This window comes from Paenibacillus suaedae, from assembly GCF_032337355.1.
GTDB classification, from domain to species: domain Bacteria; phylum Bacillota; class Bacilli; order Paenibacillales; family Paenibacillaceae; genus Paenibacillus_B; species Paenibacillus_B suaedae.
The window spans coordinates 1-16,758 of record NZ_JAVYAA010000006.1 but is presented as its reverse complement, the minus strand read 5'-3'; the positions used below and the strand labels follow the sequence as shown (position 1 = coordinate 16,758).

Below are 16,758 nucleotides of genomic sequence, written 5' to 3'. Positions count from 1 at the left end.
AATGAAAGAGAAAGGAGCAGTTATGAAAATCAAGAAAAAGTGGATCGTAATCTCGCTGTCATTCGTGCTCGTTATGACAGTGGGATATGTACTGCGCAAGGAACTTGCCCTCCTGACTTTTGACATGTTCCTCTCGAATCAGGTGGAGAAGAAGCTGGAGGAGACATATAAGCCGATAACGATCAAAGACCCATTAGTGCATGACGAGCCATTTTCGGTTCTGCTTCTCGGCATCGATCAGCGGGATAAGGAAGTAGGACGATCCGATTCCATGATCTACTCCATCGTGAGGCGTAAGGAAAATCGGATCTTATTATTATCCGTTCCACGCGATAGCTACACCGAGATTGTAGGCAGGAACAAGCAAGACAAAATCGCCCACGCTTATGCATTTGGCGGGGCGAAGATGAGCATCGACAGTGTTGAGCAGTTGCTTAAGCATCCCGTTACCCATTATGCAGCGATCAATTTCACCGGATTCAAGAACGTCGTGGATGCGTTAGGTGGAATTAAGTTACCGATAACAGAGGATATCGTAAATAAAAACTGGAATCATGACAAATTCAGAATTGAAGCGAACAAGCCAATCTATAACGGACTTGAGGCGCTCAACTTTGTACGCTACCGCGAGGATTCCGATATGAATCGCATGATGCGCAATCGGATCTTTTTGCAGGCGGTTGCAGAACGGGCGGTACAGCTTGATAAATTTAGCCATATTCCAGAAATACTCGATTTCGCTGGCGATCACTTCTCAACAGATATTGCCCCTACTGATCTGATTGACTTAGCCAAGTCCATTTTCATGAAGGAAAGCATTCCACAATTCAGTACCTATGCATTAGATGGGGAAGGTATGATGATGCATGATATATGGTATTACAAGTTGGACGAGAAGGATCTTGCGTATGCGCGTGAACTCATTTCGAACTGGCTTGATCCTGCAATTACAGCTGAACAATTGATGGAGCCTAAATCTAAGCATTAGTTTGCATTCTCTCCCGTGCAAGAACGGAGGCATACGAGATGGAACCTACAATCACAAGAGGCCGACCTGATTTCCTCTTACTTCTTTCGGTCGTGCTGCTCGCATGTTTTGGAACGGCTATGATCTTCAGTGCTAGTTCCGCGTTAAGCAGCTTGAAGCATGAGGATCCATGGTATTACACGTCGAGACAGGTCAAGTTCGCTTGCATTGGACTCCTTGGTATGTTCGTGATGATGAATATTCCAATACGAGTCTGGAAGAAGACGGCACCCTATCTCCTGCTGCTAACAGTAGTGATGCTGATTGTCGTAATGGCAGCCGGAAGCAGTATGAATGGGGCGAGAAGATGGATTGTTGTGGGCGGATTTCAGTTTCAACCCGTGGAATTTACGAAGCTTGCCCTCATTATGTACATATCATCACTTATCAGTAACAAGGGAGAACGCATTCGAAGCTTTAAGAAAGGCCTGCTGCCTATTCTCATTGTCGTCAGCTTCATTTCCTTGCTCATTATGAAGCAGCCTGATTTCGGGGCAGTTCTTATGCTGCTCTTCATCTGCCTTACCGTCATGATTGTTGGCGGTGTGCATTTGCGTCAACTAGCAGTTTTATTTCTTGCTGCTCTCCCTGTCCTCATCTTCTTGGCATTCAGTCAGAGCTATCGCTTGCAACGGATTGCTTCATTTATAAATCCGTATGATGACCAACAGGGTTCAGGCTATCAACTGATTCAATCCATCTATGCATTGGCACATGGTGGTGTAACAGGAACCGGATTTGGTCATGGAATTCAGAAGCTGTTCTATCTACCTGAAGCGCATACGGATTTTATATTTGCGGTCATCGGAGAAGAATTCGGCTTTCTTGGCTCATGTCTGGTTGTATTCGTTTTCTTTGTCCTAGTTGTAAGAGGATTCATGTCTGCGCTGAGTAGTGATGATCCATTTGCGATTATGCTAGGTACCGGAATCGTCAGTATGATCTTTATTCAGTTCATGCTTAACTTAGGAGCAGTGACCGGTCTACTTCCCATTACTGGAGTTCCGCTTCCCTTTGTCAGTTATGGAGGCTCCTCCTTAATTCTATGTATGGCAAGTACGGGCATTATTCTTAGCATTTCTCGTGATAATTATCGAAGACAGCAGCTGCAAGGCAGCGGTCGGAAAGGAATTCAAAAGGAATAGACCTATGATCATATTTTTGCGTAAACTTAGTAAGGTTGACAAGCTGACTCTCGTTATCGTCGGATGTCTAGTAGCTATTGGTACGTTAGCCGTCTATGAGGCAACGATAAATACGAAACTGCATGGCATTCATATTAACAATCTCATCTTGTTCGGCGTATTCTGTGTCCCGATGCTGATTCTAGCAACAATTGACTACAATATATTAGTTGGGAAGCTATCCTATGTATGGTATGGATTGGGTATTGTGCTGCTCTTGCTCGTCATGTTCAAGGGGGAGAATATTAATGGAGCAGTTCGCTGGGTTAGTATTGGAAGCTTCCAACTGCAACCGTCAGAGATGATGAAGATTGCTACAGTATTGCTGGCGGCTCATCTGCTGCAGAAGCGGGGAGGGGATCAGCTTCGCTTCGTACAGGACATCCTGCCACTTGCCGCAGTATTTCTCTTGCCCACAGTAATCATCATGAAGCAGCCGGACTTAGGCACCGCACTCGTATTTATCGCCGTGATGATAAGTATGCTGTGGATGGGAAATGTGAAGGCGATGTACATGATCATTTGCCTCTCCGTGATCGCAATTGCGGTTGGAACGATCTGCTGGCTCTATTTCGTGGATCATGATTTACTGGCCAAACTTGTAAAGCCGCATCAGATGTCGAGGATTCAGACCTTTCTTGATCCAACCAGCGACCCTGATAAGTCATGGCATGTGAAAAATGCAATGAGCGCCATAGGGACAGGCGGACTAAGCGGAAGTGAAGGATTTTACATGGATCGGGGCTTCATTCCGTATGCGTATTCGGATTCCATCTATGTTGTTATTGGGGAAAAGTACGGGTTTATCGGGTCTTCCATCTTGCTTCTGCTGTACTTCATGCTTATCTATCGAATTGTCCTCATTGCAAATATGAGCATGAACCTGGCGGGGGGGTATCTCGTAATTGGCTTAGTAGGCATGATCGTCTTCCAGGTGTTCGTGAATATAGGCATGCACATCGGACTTGTCCCTCTAACCGGGCTATCATTGCCGTTCATTAGTTACGGAGGAAGCTCCTTGCTTACGAACATGCTTACGATTGGCTTGGTCATGAGTGTACATGTTCATCGGGATACCATCCCTCTGCAAATTACTGCATAAGAAGCAGGGCTCAAACTTCAGAGGATTTTATGAGCGATCAAGCGTTTATAACTCAAGTTGCCTCCACATTTGGATATGTAGTACGATAATAAGGAATCTAAGTACTGGGATATTGTAGCACATATTACAGGGGATAGGAGCGCTTTTACATGCTGACGCCACTGAAGGATAAGACGGTCGTTGTGACTGGAGCAAGCAAAGGAATCGGTAAAGGAATTGCGAGAACATTCGCCGCAAAGGGTGCGAAAGTCGCAGTTGTCGCACGCAGCCTGACGAAAGCGGAGGAAACCGCAACTGAAATCCGAGAGAACGGAGGCGTTGCTCATGCCTTCGAAGGCAATGTCGCCGATTTGGAATCGATGAAGAGCGTTGCGAGCGAAACGGCAAGTACTTTCGGGGGGATTGACGTGCTTTGTGCCAATGCCGGTATTTTTCCGAATGCAACGATTGAGGAGATGACAGGAGAGCATTGGGATCAGGTGATGAACACGAATGCACGCGGGACGCTGTTTTCCCTTCAAGCCTGCCTGCCTTTTTTGAAGAAAGCGGAGTATGGCCGGATTATTGTTACCTCTTCCATTACGGGTCCGGCTACCGGTTATGTCGGATGGTCGCACTACGGTGCGAGCAAAGCCGCTCAGCTTGGATTCATGCGCAGTGCGGCGCTCGAGCTTGCGCGTTACAATATCACAATCAACGCCGTCATGCCCGGTAACATCATGACGGAAGGCTTGGAAGGTCTTGGGGATCATTATCTGAACACGATGACAGCTTCCGTTCCGCTCAAGCGGCTTGGAAGCGTCGAAGATATCGCCTACGCCGCTCTTTTTTTGGCTTCGAGGGAGGCAGGTTATATTACGGGTCAAACTATCATCGTTGATGGCGGTCAGCTTCTTCCAGAGAGTCTGGAAGCGATGGGGCAGAACTGATACATAAAATGATTGAAAACAGGCAGGTTCATTTGTAATAACCGATTAGAACGGCAAAGGGAGAATATGATGATGTCGTACATGGGTTGGAGCAGTGTAATTAAGATCATTAATAAATCGTGGAAAGGAGCGTGATGAAAAAATAGGAGGATTGTTATTATGAAAAACAGAAAAGCGACAGTAAATGATCATGAGCTCATTTTGAATTTGTGGGATAGATCCGTAACCGCTACCCATCATTTTTTGAAACTTGAAGATAAGCTGGAAATTCGTAAAGAAATCCCTTTGTATTTTCCTCATCTTGATGTGCGTCTTTGGTTTGTTGAAGGCTCTTTCGTCGGCTTTTCGGGTACCAATGAGAACCATTTGGAGATGTTGTTTTTAGATCCCGACGAGATCGGAAAAGGGTACGGAACACAAATCATTCAATTGCTTATCAAGGAGTTTGGGGTGAATTCAGTTGATGTCAATACAGATAATGAGCGTGCAAAAATGTATTATCTGAAAAATGGATTCTCGATCGTAGACGAATCGCAAACGGATAGTAGCGGACGCCCTTATCCGATCTTGCATTTGAAGCTGTCAAAATAGTATGACGAGGTAATCATTTGGCGGAGAATACGCACGTACTCCATTTAAGAAGCGATAGGAAATAGATTTTATAAAAGGATGAGTCCAGAAAGGGTCATTTCCCTAGCTTAAAGACTCATCCTTGTTTGTTTTGTTTAGAAAGTATGCTTGGTTCTAGCTTTCCGGTAACCTGGTTTCAAGGAGGATTATATGAAATGATAATAGATGATAGAGAATTCAACGTTAACGGTCTTAGTTATACGATTCGATCTGCGGTGAACAGCGACGCGACAGCGTTATCTATAGTAAGAATGCAAATTGACGGAGAGACCGAAAATATGGATCGCGAACAAGGAGAGGCCTTCATCGATGTCAGCGGATTCGAACAGATAATCAAATCGGACTCCGAGAGCTCAAGAAATTTGTTTCTCGTTGCTGTTATACAGAATCGAATCGTCGGATTTTCGAGATGCGCGGGAACTTATTTGAAACGATTCTCACATAAAGTTGAATTTGGAGTATGTGTATTGAAAGAATATTGGGGATACGGCATTGGCAAAAACCTAATGCAGCAGTCGATTGCATGGGCAGAAGCCAACGGGATTAAGAAAATTACGTTGAATGTGGTGGAAACGAATGAAAGTGCGATTCGCCTTTACAAAAAGCTTGGCTTTGAGGTAGAAGGAATTTTAAAAAAGGATAAGCTCTTATCAGACGGTCATTATTATAACACGATCGTAATGGCACGATTTTCAGCTGAATAACATCCACGATAGCTATAACTGCTGCAATTGTAAATTGTATCGTATGAACCCTCTGTCAGAAAAGTATATTTAAGTATCAAAACGATGAGGAGGAATGGGGATGCGAATAGCTGATCCGTGTACGTTGCGATCACAACGAGGATGGATGTACGGCCTGATCTTGTTACTAGTAATTAGCTCAGTACCAACCCAAGCTTTAGCTTGGAGCAGTAGTGCCGGGGAACCATTATCAGCAAGCATCAGAATTGATGTGAAGGAGATAACTTGCAATACGGCATCCTGTTTATCCAAGGCATTGAAGAGTGTTAGTCCAGGGAGCTCTATCGTGCTTGCGCCGGGAACATATACGGGCAGTTTTTCCTCAGACATTAATGGATCATCTGGCCAGCCTATTGTAATTCGCAGTGCTGACCCTACCAATCCTGCTGTACTATCCGGAACTTCAACCTCATCGGGATATGCCCTGCGGGTACGAGGCGATTATTGGGAGATACGCAATCTCAAATTTACGAATGCACAGAAGGGTATCATCCTGGATCATTCCAATTATTCGCTCATCAGCGATGTAGAAGTGTACAATACAGGCATGGAGGGTGTGCATTTCCGAGATGGCAGCTCATACAACACGATACAGAACTCAAGCATCCATCACACAGGAAGAACGTCTCCTGGATATGGGGAAGGTGTATACGTGGGTTCTGCTGAAGGGGCTGGCTACAATCAAGCGACGCACTACAACACCATACGCAATGTTGGATTCGGCCCTCATGTCACTGCTGAACATGTTGATATTAAGGAAAGAACAATCGGAACTATTGTGGAAAATTGCACATTTTACGGCGAGGGAATCAGTGGGGCGAACTATGCGGACAGCTTTATCGATGTGAAGGGCAATGATGCCATCATACGCAATAATGTGGGGTATCAGGGCAACAACAATGTGATCGTAGATGCTTTCCAGCTCCATGAGGTTGTAACCGGATGGGGAATCAACAATCAATTCATGAATAACACTGTGTACATGGATAATGCAGATGCCTACGTCATTGCTGCATATAATCATTCAAGTGCTCAAGCAGCCAATACGGTTCGATCCCCCGCTGGGAATATGTATAGAGGCAATATAACTGTACATGTAACCGATGTTCAAATGAAATAAGTAGGAGAGCGTTTACAGATATAAATACGTGTGGTATGGTAAATGTAAAATTATGTATTGTATTCGCTTGCATAATATCAACAAGGTGACGATCGGATAAGATTGCGAACTCCCTAGTGTGATGCCTCATTTCCGATCTGCTCAGAATGGAAGCAGAAACCTGTGTGTGATGAAGCAAATAAGGGGGAACGCAGAAATGGAGCAAGATCTTTTGCAGGGTAAAGTGGCTATAATTACGGGAGGATCATCCGGGATGGGGAAGGATATGGCATTCTACTTTGCTCGTCTTGGAGCTTCAGTCATGATTTGTGGTAGGAGCATGGAACGATTGCGTCCAGTCGTAGAAGAAATCACATCGCATGGAGGAAAGGCAAAGGCATATGAGTGCGATGTACGTGATCCCGAAACGGTGCAAGCCATGGTGCATGAAACGGTACAGACATGGGGCGGCATTGACATTCTCGTGAATAATGCGGCAGGCAATTTCGTGTGCAGGGCCGAGGATTTGACCGTGAATGGCTGGAACGCAGTGGAGAATATCGTACTTAACGGAACGTGGTACTGCAGTCAGGCTGTTGGAAAACAAATGATTGCGGCTGGTAATGGAGGCGCGATTCTTAATATTGTTGCCAGTTATGCTTGGACAGGAGGTCCAGGAGTCGTGCATTCCGCTTCCGCGAAGGCTGGAGTTATTGCCATGTCGCGCACGCTTGCTTCAGAATGGGGGAAATACGGAATCCGCATCAACTGTCTCGCACCAGGCCCGATTGAAGGAACCGGCGGAATTGAGAAGCTGATGGCCAATGAGCAAATGAAGGAAGCGGTAATTGATAACGTTGCACTGAAGCGATTAGGGACGAAAGAGGAAATTTCTTCTGTCGCAGCTTTCTTGGTCTCCCGCTACTCTTCCTTCATTACGGGTGACGTGATTACCGTGGACGGCGGTAGCTGGCTGGATAAAGGCTTTCTTCACCAGTGGGAACGTACTGGAGCAATGTAAGACAGCATACCGTTCTGATGATGAGTATTACGAGGACATAATTAAAACGACTTCTTTATGAGGAAGTCGTTTTAATTATGCATGACAGGAAACGATAAAACGGAAATGATACAAATTGTACAGCGGGATATTGTTGACAGAAGAAGGATAGTGGACTACCATATCTATGGAGATATTTTCCTAATATAGTACTATTTGTGTTGATATTCGTGGAATATAAGGAGGTTGCAATTATAGTGGATGTTTGTAAAGTGTTAATTGTTTGCGATCACCCTTTAAAAGCATCTGCATTAAAAGAAATTGTGGAAGGAGTCAGTCTTACAGAGGCAATGTTATTGGAGGATCCCGACAAATCGGCATTTGACCAATTGCCAAATGTCAATATAGATGTGGCGCTAGTGGCTATGGAAGAATTCGATAATCAATTGGACATCATTTCGATCATAAATAAAACTCTACCCACATCGAAAATCGTTGTACTTTCAGATCATATCTCATTTTATCACATGTCAGAGCTGGGTTTAAGCGGTATTCTTCCTAGGAAATCGAAAAAGAATCAGATTACCAGAATGATAAGTACAGTTATGCATGGGGAAACGATTGTCCCCATCTCCAGCATAACCCAACTATATTCCCCCAATGACAGCATGAAAGTGCTGACCGTACATGAACAACGTATCTTGTCTTTTGTCCTCCGCAAATTTACGAATATGCAAATTGCAAAACAGCTCTTTGTAAGTACCAGAACCGTCGAGAATTACTTGAGGCGAATCTATGAAAAGCTGGGCGTCCGTTCAAGAGGGGAATGTATTGAGATGATGAAGAGTAGAAACATTCATCAGTAAAAGTCGTAATACCGAAGAGACTGTTGCGGGATACCGAAGCAAAAAATTCGTTTTCCACCTAATTCCAATTTCGGGATAGTAACCCTTATATTTGAGGTAGGCAGCAAATGTAGGTTGAAACTATGAAAATGGAGGGATTTTGAATGGGTGCTTTGATTTCAAGAATTGCTCGGTATTTGATCAGCAGATGGAATGGTCTCAGCAGTTGGGTGAAGAAAGCAATTGAGTACATTGCAGGATCGGCGATCGTTGAGGCGATTATGAACGGATACGATGCTTTGGTGAACTACTTGTCCGGTTTCGGCCAGTCCGTGTTGGAAGCTATTGCACGCATTTTGGGGCTGTAATAAAGAAAACGCTTAGCACGCTACGATATGAACCTATCATCCCGGTTCAAGAATAGAAGAGGCGTCATCTATACTTGTTCATCATTACATGCTAAGCGGGTATGACGCAAAAGGAATAACTTGCCGGTTGCTTCCTTTTGCCTGTTATTGATATCTGATTTGTCGATAACCTATATTTGCTGCCGTCACCACATATTACATTATATTGGGGAAGAATTCAAATATGCCACATTCTACTTTAGAAGTTTCTAATTTATCCAAGGCATTTCAAAAGCAATCGTTATTCGAAAACGTAAACCTTCAAATCCGCTCGGGAGAAATTTGCGCGCTCGTCGGCAAGAATGGGATGGGGAAAACCATATTTTTAAAATGCATATTAGGTTATGAACCGTTCGATGACGGAGAAGTTACGATTGCCGGTCACCATTTGAACAATCGTGAACAGATTAGGCTGCACTCCGCCTATATCCCGTCTGACGGTCATGACCTATGCGACTTGCTGACTCCCCTGGAATATTATCGATTCATAGTAGCTGTTTATCAGTTGCCTGAAAAAGAAACGCTGCATTATGCCCGTGATCTTTCCAAACGGCTAGGAATAGAATCCCACCTTGAACGGCTAATGAAGGAATTGTCTTTTGGAACGAAAAAGAAAGCCCTGCTTCTAGGCGCCTTATTATATGATCCTGCATTATTGATATGTGATGAGATATTTGAGGGACTTGATCAATCTTCAGTGGAAGCCGTGATCAGTCTATTTCAAGAACGTGCTAGGAATAATAGGTCTGTATTATTTACGACTCATTTGCAAGACTTGCTCGAATCAGTATCTACAGTCGTGTACCGGATAGAGAACAATCAGATTATGCAGATAGCCAAATAGCGAGTGAGGACAGAGACGTTATGTTAATGAAGGAATATCGGCAGCTTTATTCGAGAATACTTGGGTATTCGTTTTCGTGGGCGCTGTCGATTATCAGCGCTCTAATTGCAGGGGGATTGGCGTTCGTAGCCTTATTGTATGTAACAGATACAGAGCTTGTTTTGAAATCCATTCCTTCCATACTTTTCTTTTTGCATGTCATTGCAATTTTTATGGAAGACCCGAAAAAAGGGAACATGGGCCACTTGTTTTCGTTTCTAAAGACGACACCTCTAAGAAAAGCACTTATTATTAGGATGAATTATGTATGCAAAGTTTTAAATCTTGATCAAATGCTGTTATATGCAGTTTTCATTCTTGTTTTTCTTCTGTGCCAGGTTGCGTGGGTAGACGTGCTGATTTTGTTTACAAGGCTGTTCATCATGCTCTTTATAGCTCAGATGATTGAGTATGTTTACATATTTTATAAAGAAAAATTTCTTTATCATTTTGCGTTTCCGGTTCTTTTGCTGGTTATCAGCTTACTCGTCAGCAATGCAAAACAACTTCAGTATCACATACAGGTGATTTTCAGCCATTATTTCGATATAATAATAATATCTGGATTTGTGTTGACCGCCATCATTTGCCCCATCATTGTGTCCAAATTGCTAGTAGCTCAAAAAAAGTCTGTCCCCGCTGCCGTAATTCGGTTAAGCCGTTCAATGTCTAAGCTCTCCCACATCTATGTCATGCCTTCGCAATGGAAATCGCTTATGGGATATCAATTATTGGCTTACGTACGAAATATTCAAATTTTATCGAAGTATGCTCTTATCGCATCATTGACCGTAGCATATTCTACGTTTAGCTATATGCTGCGAGAGGACACGAACAGCTCGATAAACTTCATGGTAATGGCCTATATTATGAGTATTTACTTCTTCAGTGAGATTCGATTGAATTTCCTGCTTGAAAAGCACTCGCTGCTGCGTTTTTTTCCGGTTTCCATATTTGTGGAAAGAAGGATCGTGCAGAGCTGCGGGCTGCTGTTTGTCTGTTTATTCGGATCAATCGGGTTCATTTACAGATACATGCTTATAGACATTTCAATCATTGTATTGGCAAAAAGCCTTCTTTACTTAAATTTCTGCTATTTGATCGGCACCCGATTCCGTATTGCAAGTCCTCCTATTTCGAAAGTACATAGGTTGAAACTAGTTGCGTTATACAGTGCATTATGCCTGTTAGCGTTAGTTATCATTTATAACTTTCATATAATCATCGACGTGTTCATCATTATTGCATTTGGCTGGCAGGCAAGCAGAAAAAGAAATAAAAGGGAGGAGATAACATGGCGCATCTAATTATACTTATCGGCCTTATTGGTTACATCGTGTTTCGCTCAAGCACGCCTTATCAGTATATTTTTGTCGTTATTATGATCGTTGGCTTGGTTATGGCGTTCACAGGGAACAGAAAAAAGAAAGGCGCTGATCAGGTTGAGCATCATGACAAATAAAGAAAAGGGGGCGGCCTGACCGGCATGTACGCAATTGCGAAGAGGGAATTTTTGACGTTATTTAAAAGCTTTAAATCCGTTGCGATAGTGCTATTGTTTTGTATCGTTGCTTTCTCAATATCGAATTTCGTGAAAAATAATCCGAGTTTGATGTTCGGAGAAGAATCAAATCCCTATGTATCAGGTATTCGTTTCCTTGTAACGGTGCTTGGTTTTTTATTTGTCTTAACCCTTTCCCACGATACGATTAATCGGGAAGTGGAGAGCCAAACCATTCGATTTATCGTGACTAAAGTACCGAAGACGTCCATCGTTTTCGGGAAATATCTCGGCATTTTATTGTTCTGGGCAGTATGTCTGGCCTGTTCATTCATAGTCATTTTCCTAAGTATCGGGAAGCTTTATATTTTAGAATATATTCGACTAATCGTGTTTATTTCGTTTGCCGTCGGTGTGAATATGCTGTTATCCACAATCATTCCCAAAGGTAGTTATTCGATTTTCGGGAGCTTGCTGTGTGGACTACTGTTACCAGCCGCTGGAATGTGGAGCGTTTTTACGGAAAATCAAGCATCTCAGCTCATTAAATATGCAACTCCTTATTATTATCTCATTGAATCGAACTGGAAATCCTATTTTCCGACCGTGATTTCCATCCTGTTTGTATATGTGTCCATTTTCATTTTCAGGAGGAAGGACTTATAATGAATGCGCTCGAGGTACACGGTCTGAAAAAGAAATATAAAGATACATATGTCGTTAAGGGAGTTACATTTGAAGTAAAGCGTGGGGAATTGTTCGGATTTCTTGGCAAAAACGGAGCGGGGAAGTCAACGACTATCAATATGCTGACCGGGATTGTTCGTCCGACGGAAGGCAGTATTCATATACTGGGGGAGAATCATGCCCGGATTAACGAAATCAAAAGCAAGATTGGCGTTATGCCGGATGCAGCTAATTATTATTATGACATGACCGCACTTGGGCACCTGATTTATTTTTCTGAATTGAAACGAATGAAATCGAAACGAGATGATCTCGTTGAACTCTTGGGAATCGTGGGTCTGCGAGGTCATGAAGAAAGCAAGGTAAGAGGGTTTTCGTTTGGCATGAAAAAAAAGCTCGGTATAGCGCAGGCGCTGCTCGGCGACCCGGAACTTATTTTCCTTGATGAACCTACTTCTGGACTAGATCCCGAATCGGCAGTCGATATTCAGCAAATTATTCGAAACCTTCATATCCAAGGTAAGACGATTTTTTTAACCTCACATAACCTCCACGAAGTGGAGATGTTATGCAGTAGAATCGCTATTATGGAACAGGGCGTCATTACCAAATACGGCACGATGGAAGACTTAAGAAAGGAATATCAGCAGCATATCGAATTATTATGCAAAATCAGTCCTTTGTCTTCCGAGCAGGGGGAACATATAAAAAAGCAACTCATCGATATCGCAGAGAACCTCGCTGTTTCAGAAAGGGAAATCACTTGCACAATCACTGATGAGGAAGCCATCCCTGATATCGTGCAAACGTTGGTGGACAACAAAGTGCGTCTTTATAAATTGGAGCCGAAGCAAGTTACGCTAGAGGATATTTTCTTTGAAAAATAGTTGCAGCAAAAAATTAAACAGGTGAAACGGATAGAGGCAGCATCAGTGATGCTGCTGTTTTCTTTTGGTGTGTCACTCGGCAACCCTTGAAATATGGTATCCTTTGATAAAGCATATGAGCAAGCAGACATATAGGGAGGAGCTACAAGATGACGAGAGAACAAGAAATCGCGCTGGATTGGGAAGAAGAAAAGATTGATGACCCCGCACATTTTTTGCTTCATCAAGGGATGAGAGGAATTTTTGAGGCTGAGGAAATGATAGAAGGGGACTGTATCATCATCCCGAAATGGGAACTTACGATACGTCCTCATGTGGCGAAGTGGACGGATCAGACGGTCATGCTACAGTTTCAAGTAAGTTCACCGAAATGGGATCGCGATATTTTCGAAACGACGGCGGGTATCGGCAGTAATCTAAAAAATGCATTCGGAACCGCAATAGGCGGCTTTGCCTTCTCACTCATGGAAGGAATCGCCTCCATGGAGCAGGACAGAAATCCTGAGACGCTGCATACGACATACGGAGATACCGTGCATCATTGGAAGGCGTATAAGAGCAATATCGTCGGCCTGGGAGAATCATCGCCTGAGATGGAAGAATCCCCATATTGGGAAACGCTTAAGGACGAAATCGCGAAGAGAATCGGCGATCAGAAGCTATGCTATATTAAAATTTATGCCGGAAAGCATGGTGACGACATTACTGGCGAGTGTCGCATTAATGACATTCCGAGTCCCGAATTGGGGCAGATAATAGCGGATATCGCTGGTAAGTGGCAGGTGGAAGGCTTTGCTTCTCAGAAGCAGTTTATTTTCTTACAGCAGTCGGAGGACACATATACACCGTATCCATATCAGCCGGAGCAAATTGAGGATGCCACGCATACAGCGGTACGCCTCTTCATGGAGTGCGATACGCAGGAGAAGTACGACAGTTTCCCGGATTTATTGGCTGAGAGATTGCAGGATGCTGATTTAGCCCAAGAGCTATACGCCTTTTTGCCTGAGATCTGTGCAGAGCATGCTTTCGATATGCTTACTTACAACGAAGAGATGCTTTTGTATAGGGGAGATGAATCCTTCCGTGTGTATCGGACTCAATTTGCCAGCTATTTTATGATTTCTGCTGCATTGTTTGAGGGCTTCCGTACAGGAGAATTTGATGATGACATATACAAGCAATATATAAGTGTCAGCTCTATTTACAACGTAATTTGCCAAGCGAAGGAGCAGGGAGCGGACTTGGTGAAGGATGGCGGCGTCTTGACGCTTTCTTACGGAATGTCGGAGCAATATCGATTTAGTTGAGGAAAGAGAGACACGTCGAGTTTATTAACCTGTTGCGAGATTGGGAGCAATTGGCGGAAGTTAGCTCGAATGCACTTGTCTTTTTCCGGAAAAGAATGCCATACTATGTATATCAATCATGGGAGGTGTTGCAATGGAACGTCGTACCATCACAGCAGAAGATTTGTACCAGTTCGTCTGGTTGTCTGATCCGGATGTCAATCCTGCAGACGGAACGATTGCTTATGTAGCGAAGCAGGTCAATGAAGAGAAGAGCGGTTATTGCTCTCGCATACATATCTCGTCAGCAGATGGAACGAAGAGCAAGGTATTTACCCATGGAGAGCAGGATAGCGCTCCGGTCTGGTCGCCGGATGGCCAGAAGCTGGCCTTTCTTCGCAAGAAGGATAAGCACCAGCAGATTTGGACAATGGCAGCTGATGGCGGCGAAGCAGAGGCGATTACAAGCGCGGAGTTCGGAGTAAGCGCATTCTCATGGTCGCCGGATGGTTCCCGACTGTTGTACACAGCGAGTATCGATTCTTCCAAGAAAGAAGAGAAGGAGCAGCTTGCGGACGACAGTCAGAAGTCAGCCAAGCAGGTGATCGTAGTTGATCGGTTAAGATGCAAGGCAGATGGAAGAGGCTTGCTGGACGACAAGCGCACTCATTTATTTGTTCATCATATCGAAACAGGCCAATCCGTTCAATTGACTTCCGGAGATTATGATGTCCATGATTCCGTATGGTCACCAGACGGGAAGGAAGTGGCCTTTTCTACGAATCGTGTTGAGGATAAAGAAGTTGACCCTGATCTGGTTCTTAGTCAATTCATTTATATCATAAACTGTGAGGATAGAGTGTGCCGCCGTATAACGGAATCTGGTCTCGTCATCGGGAAGCTTGCATTCTCGCCGGACGGCCAATCGATTGCATTCTATGGACATGACCGACAATACGAGAACGCCACCCTGCTTAAGGTATACACCGTACCAGCAGCAGGAGGAGCACCTGAATGCGTTACTGCCGACCTTGATCTGTACGTAGGCAATGCAGCAGTTACCGATATGAAGGGTCTTGGATCCTCGCCACTCGTCTTTACATCAGACGGTTCTGCTGTATACTCGCTTGTCTCAGCTGAAGGAAATGTACAGCTCGCACGGATCTCGTTAGAAGGTAGCTGTGAATATGTAACGGTCGGTGATCGGGAGATAACTCAATTTACGATCACGAAGGACGGAGAGCAGATTGTATTCATTTCGGCTGATAGGCTGCAGCCCGGAGAGCTATTCATCAAGAATTTGGGCACAGGGCAAGAACAGCTGATTGAAGCCCCGAACGAACGTTTACTAGCGGAACTGACGCTAAGCCAGCCGGAATCGTTCTGGTTCCAGACAACCGATGGTTGGAAGGTGCAAGCTTGGATCATGAAGCCACCAGCAATGTCAGCAGGCGATAAGGTACCGACAATTGTTGAAATTCATGGCGGCCCGCATACGATGTATGCGAATTCCTTCATGCATGAGTTCCAACTGCTTGCCGCTCAAGGCTATGCGGTTCTCTATTCGAATCCGCGCGGGAGCCTCGGTCATGGCCAGAAGTTCGTGGATGCTTGCCGTGGGGATTATGGCGGGAAGGACTACGAGGACATTATGGAATCCGTTGATCAGGCGATTGCCCGCTACGACTTCATCGATGAAGATAGACTTGGCGTTACGGGCGGCAGCTATGGCGGATTCATGACGAACTGGGTTGTCGGCCATACGAATCGTTTCAAGGGAGCTGTTACACAGCGTTCGATCTCGAACTGGTTCTCATTCTATGGGGTTAGCGATATCGGTTATTTCTTTACCGAGTATCAGATCTGTGCACAGCCATGGGAAGACCCGGAGAAGCTCTGGAAGCATTCACCGCTCGCCTATGTGGACAATGTGCAGACACCGCTCCTTATTTTGCACGGAGAGCAGGATTTGCGCTGTCCAATCGAGCAGGCTGAGCAGCTATATGTAGCCTTGAAGCGCCTGGGCAAGACTACGCAGCTCGTGCGGTTCCCTGATGCGAATCATGATCTATCGCGCAACGGGCACCCAGAGCTTCGTGTAGAGCGTCTGAACCGAATTGTTGGCTGGATGAAGCAATATGTGTAGGTCTACCAACGATGGACATCTAGCAATCATTAAATCCGAATAGGAATTGGATAAGAACAGATTGGAAAGAATGTGCTTTCCATCTGTTCTTTTTTATATGAACCTTTCCAACTAAAATGTTAAGCTACATTGCCAACTTATATCTGATTCAATTAATAAATTTAGATGAATATTCCTCTTTGGAATGACACTGCAGTTTGCCGTAGGGTCAGTGTGCATTTTTATTCGGTATGTGAAGAAAGAAAATAAAGTATTAGACTGACGTTGCTTCATTAAGCTCCCTCAAAATGATTAAGTTTCCTCACTCAGACTCATGAATTCGCAGGATTTCACCCTATGGTAAATGTGAGGGAAGAAGACTTGTAGTAGCCGGTGACTTGGGGATCGTAGCAAGGGCAT

General features: G+C 44.3%; 17 protein-coding genes. All 17 read left to right on the top strand.

The genetic code is table 11. From position 1 onward, the window contains the following. Position 1 precedes the first annotated feature (1 nt). The gene (locus RQP50_RS21400; protein WP_315746689.1) at positions 2–988 is read left to right on the top strand and encodes an LCP family protein; all 987 of its coding nucleotides are present in this window, start codon (positions 2–4) and stop codon (positions 986–988) included. Positions 989–1,026: 38 nt separating this feature from the next. Beyond that, on the top strand, positions 1,027–2,172 hold the full coding sequence (gene ftsW, locus RQP50_RS21395) for a putative lipid II flippase FtsW (RefSeq protein WP_315746688.1): 1,146 nt from the start codon (positions 1,027–1,029) through the stop codon (positions 2,170–2,172). Positions 2,173–2,176: 4 nt separating this feature from the next. Next, positions 2,177–3,313, top strand: coding sequence for an FtsW/RodA/SpoVE family cell cycle protein (locus RQP50_RS21390; RefSeq protein WP_315746687.1), 1,137 nt, complete (start codon positions 2,177–2,179; stop codon positions 3,311–3,313). A 149-nt stretch (positions 3,314–3,462) separates the two neighbouring features. Beyond that, complete coding sequence (fabG, locus tag RQP50_RS21385; protein WP_028532735.1) at positions 3,463–4,242, top strand: 3-oxoacyl-ACP reductase FabG; 780 nt, start codon at positions 3,463–3,465, stop codon at positions 4,240–4,242. Positions 4,243–4,401: 159 nt separating this feature from the next. Continuing rightward, the gene (locus tag RQP50_RS21380; RefSeq protein WP_065290924.1) at positions 4,402–4,833 is read left to right on the top strand and encodes a GNAT family N-acetyltransferase; all 432 of its coding nucleotides are present in this window, start codon (positions 4,402–4,404) and stop codon (positions 4,831–4,833) included. A gap of 194 nt (positions 4,834–5,027) precedes the next feature. Then, a complete protein-coding gene (locus RQP50_RS21375; RefSeq protein WP_315746686.1) occupies positions 5,028–5,576 on the top strand; it encodes a GNAT family N-acetyltransferase in 549 nt (182 codons plus the stop codon). Between the two features lie 100 nt (positions 5,577–5,676). Further along, positions 5,677–6,735, top strand: a complete 1,059-nt coding sequence (locus RQP50_RS21370; protein ID WP_315746685.1) for a right-handed parallel beta-helix repeat-containing protein — start codon at positions 5,677–5,679, stop codon at positions 6,733–6,735. A 196-nt stretch (positions 6,736–6,931) separates the two neighbouring features. Continuing rightward, the gene (gene fadH, locus RQP50_RS21365) at positions 6,932–7,735 is read left to right on the top strand and encodes a 2,4-dienoyl-CoA reductase (RefSeq protein WP_021252412.1); all 804 of its coding nucleotides are present in this window, start codon (positions 6,932–6,934) and stop codon (positions 7,733–7,735) included. A gap of 236 nt (positions 7,736–7,971) precedes the next feature. After that, complete coding sequence (locus tag RQP50_RS21360; RefSeq protein WP_072732229.1) at positions 7,972–8,580, top strand: helix-turn-helix transcriptional regulator; 609 nt, start codon at positions 7,972–7,974, stop codon at positions 8,578–8,580. Between the two features lie 143 nt (positions 8,581–8,723). After that, positions 8,724–8,927 (top strand): hypothetical protein, encoded by a 204-nt coding sequence (locus tag RQP50_RS21355; protein ID WP_065290921.1) that lies wholly within the window; start codon positions 8,724–8,726, stop codon positions 8,925–8,927. Positions 8,928–9,150: 223 nt separating this feature from the next. After that, positions 9,151–9,810, top strand: coding sequence for an ATP-binding cassette domain-containing protein (locus tag RQP50_RS21350; RefSeq protein ID WP_315746684.1), 660 nt, complete (start codon positions 9,151–9,153; stop codon positions 9,808–9,810). 20 nt (positions 9,811–9,830) lie between these two features. Further along, the gene (locus RQP50_RS21345; RefSeq protein WP_315746683.1) at positions 9,831–11,156 is read left to right on the top strand and encodes a hypothetical protein; all 1,326 of its coding nucleotides are present in this window, start codon (positions 9,831–9,833) and stop codon (positions 11,154–11,156) included. After that, positions 11,144–11,311 (top strand): hypothetical protein, encoded by a 168-nt coding sequence (locus tag RQP50_RS21340; RefSeq protein ID WP_175560838.1) that lies wholly within the window; start codon positions 11,144–11,146, stop codon positions 11,309–11,311. The genes RQP50_RS21345 and RQP50_RS21340 overlap by 13 nt, the downstream gene beginning before the upstream one ends. A gap of 51 nt (positions 11,312–11,362) precedes the next feature. Next, complete coding sequence (locus RQP50_RS21335) at positions 11,363–12,016, top strand: hypothetical protein (RefSeq protein ID WP_315746682.1); 654 nt, start codon at positions 11,363–11,365, stop codon at positions 12,014–12,016. Continuing rightward, a complete protein-coding gene (locus RQP50_RS21330; protein WP_072732225.1) occupies positions 12,016–12,924 on the top strand; it encodes an ABC transporter ATP-binding protein in 909 nt (302 codons plus the stop codon). The genes RQP50_RS21335 and RQP50_RS21330 overlap by 1 nt, the downstream gene beginning before the upstream one ends. Before the next feature lie 149 nt (positions 12,925–13,073). Continuing rightward, positions 13,074–14,234 carry a DUF6348 family protein gene (locus tag RQP50_RS21325; protein ID WP_315746681.1) on the top strand — a complete coding sequence of 387 codons (1,161 nt, stop codon included), beginning with the start codon at positions 13,074–13,076 and terminating at the stop codon, positions 14,232–14,234. Positions 14,235–14,367: 133 nt separating this feature from the next. Beyond that, complete coding sequence (locus RQP50_RS21320) at positions 14,368–16,359, top strand: S9 family peptidase (RefSeq protein ID WP_315746680.1); 1,992 nt, start codon at positions 14,368–14,370, stop codon at positions 16,357–16,359. Positions 16,360–16,758: the final 399 nt, after the last annotated feature.

Bases quoted from the DNA above. Each gene is read 5' to 3' on its own strand.
- fabG (WP_028532735.1), top strand. From the start codon at position 3,463: ATGCTGACGCCACTGAAGGATAAGACGGTCGTTGTGACTGGAGCAAGC.
- RQP50_RS21350 (WP_315746684.1), top strand. From the start codon at position 9,151: ATGCCACATTCTACTTTAGAAGTTTCTAATTTATCCAAGGCATTTCAA.
- RQP50_RS21370 (WP_315746685.1), top strand. From the start codon at position 5,677: ATGCGAATAGCTGATCCGTGTACGTTGCGATCACAACGAGGATGGATG.
- fadH (WP_021252412.1), top strand. From the start codon at position 6,932: ATGGAGCAAGATCTTTTGCAGGGTAAAGTGGCTATAATTACGGGAGGA.
- RQP50_RS21375 (WP_315746686.1), top strand. From the start codon at position 5,028: ATGATAATAGATGATAGAGAATTCAACGTTAACGGTCTTAGTTATACG.
- RQP50_RS21400 (WP_315746689.1), top strand. From the start codon at position 2: ATGAAAGAGAAAGGAGCAGTTATGAAAATCAAGAAAAAGTGGATCGTA.
- RQP50_RS21320 (WP_315746680.1), top strand. From the start codon at position 14,368: ATGGAACGTCGTACCATCACAGCAGAAGATTTGTACCAGTTCGTCTGG.
- RQP50_RS21345 (WP_315746683.1), top strand. From the start codon at position 9,831: ATGTTAATGAAGGAATATCGGCAGCTTTATTCGAGAATACTTGGGTAT.
- RQP50_RS21330 (WP_072732225.1), top strand. From the start codon at position 12,016: ATGAATGCGCTCGAGGTACACGGTCTGAAAAAGAAATATAAAGATACA.
- RQP50_RS21325 (WP_315746681.1), top strand. From the start codon at position 13,074: ATGACGAGAGAACAAGAAATCGCGCTGGATTGGGAAGAAGAAAAGATT.
- RQP50_RS21380 (WP_065290924.1), top strand. From the start codon at position 4,402: ATGAAAAACAGAAAAGCGACAGTAAATGATCATGAGCTCATTTTGAAT.
- RQP50_RS21390 (WP_315746687.1), top strand. From the start codon at position 2,177: ATGATCATATTTTTGCGTAAACTTAGTAAGGTTGACAAGCTGACTCTC.
- RQP50_RS21340 (WP_175560838.1), top strand. From the start codon at position 11,144: ATGGCGCATCTAATTATACTTATCGGCCTTATTGGTTACATCGTGTTT.
- ftsW (WP_315746688.1), top strand. From the start codon at position 1,027: ATGGAACCTACAATCACAAGAGGCCGACCTGATTTCCTCTTACTTCTT.
- RQP50_RS21355 (WP_065290921.1), top strand. From the start codon at position 8,724: ATGGGTGCTTTGATTTCAAGAATTGCTCGGTATTTGATCAGCAGATGG.